This window comes from Bradyrhizobium sp. Leo170, from assembly GCF_004296405.1.
Taxonomy (GTDB): Bacteria; Pseudomonadota; Alphaproteobacteria; order Rhizobiales; family Xanthobacteraceae; genus Bradyrhizobium.
Window position 1 is genome coordinate 1 of record NZ_PSRR01000707.1, and the last position, 1,459, is coordinate 1,459.

Genomic DNA, 1,459 nt, shown 5'->3' on the forward strand with positions numbered 1-1,459 from the left:
TCAGATGCTGATGTCCCGGGTTACGCGTTCCGCTCCACCCGGGCTACGAATTTACAATCCTCCACTTGCCTGAGATCACGATTGCGCGCGCCCAATTGCCGGCACGCGGAATTCTTGTGCGATTGCCTCATCTGGCGCGATTGGTATGGTGCGCGCGGTCAAGAAAACCAAAAAGGATTAGGACCGTGACAACTCGCAAATGTCTGGCGGGCGCTTTCGCCTCCGCCGCGCTCTCGATGCTGATGATGTCAGCTTCGCTCGGCGCCGAAACCACCATCAAGCTTGGAAACACCGCGCCCTACAGCGGGCCGGCATCGGCCTACAGCACCATTGCGCGCGCGGAAGCTGCGTATTTCCAGATGCTGAACGACCAGGGCGGCATCAACGGCCGCAAGGTCGAATTCGACAGCCTCGACGATGCCTATTCGCCGTCGAAGACGGTGGAGCAGACGCGCAAGCTCGTCGAGCAGGATGAGGTGCTGGCGCTGTTCAGTTCCGTCGGCACCGCGCCCAACATCGCCGTGCAGAAATACCTGAACATCAAGCGCGTGCCGCAGCTCTTCGTCTCGTCGGGCGCGACGCGGTGGAACGACCCGAAGCAGTTCCCCTGGGCCGTCGGCTTCAACCCGACCTACGAGCTCGAAGGCAGGCTCTACGCCAAATACATTCTGCAGACCAAGCCGGACGCCAAGATCGCCGTGATCACGCCGAACGAGGACGCCGGCAAGGATTATCTGAAGGGCTTCAAGGAAGGGCTCGGCGAGCATGCCGGCCAGATCGTGTCGGAGACGACCTATCTGACCAGCGATCCCACCATCGACTCGCAGATGGTGTCGATGCGCGAGTCCGGCGCGGATGTGTTCTTCGCCGAGGCGACGCCGAAATTCGCCGCGCAGGCGCTGCGTAAGGCCGCCGGCATGGGCTGGAAGCCGCTGGTCATCCTGCCGACCGTCTCCAATTCCGTGTCCGCCGTGCTAGAGCCGGCCGGCCTGGGGAATGCGGTCGGTGTCGTCACCGGCCTGTACCTGAAGGATCCGACCGATCCGCGCTGGGCCGACGATCCCGCGCAGAAGGAATTCTCGGCCTGGATGAAGAAGTATCAGCCGAATGCCAGTCCCGGCGACCTCTTCAATGTGCAGGGCTATACGGTCGCCGGTGTGATGGCGGCGGTGCTGAAGAACTGCAAGGACGACTTCAGCCGCGACAACATCATCAAGCAGGCCACCAACCTCAACGGGCTCGAACTGCCGATGCTGCTGCCGGGCATCAAGGTGACCACCGAGCCGACCAACCTCACGCCGATCCGGCAGATTCAGATGGCACGGTTCGACGGCAAGTCATGGGTCCTGTTCGGCGATGTGCTGAGCGACAAGTAAGGGGCGCGCCGCAACTTGTAGGGTGGGCAAAGCGCAGCGTGCCCACCATCCACATTCGGTGCAAGAAAAGGTGGGCACGCTGC

Annotated in this window: 1 protein-coding gene; it reads left to right on the forward strand. The window is 62.3% G+C overall.

From position 1 onward, the window contains the following. The first annotated feature begins 185 nt into the window (after window positions 1-185). Window positions 186-1,376 (forward strand): ABC transporter substrate-binding protein, encoded by a 1,191-nt coding sequence (locus CWO89_RS44145; protein WP_130584377.1) that lies wholly within the window; start codon window positions 186-188, stop codon window positions 1,374-1,376. The last annotated feature ends 83 nt before the right edge of the window (window positions 1,377-1,459 follow it).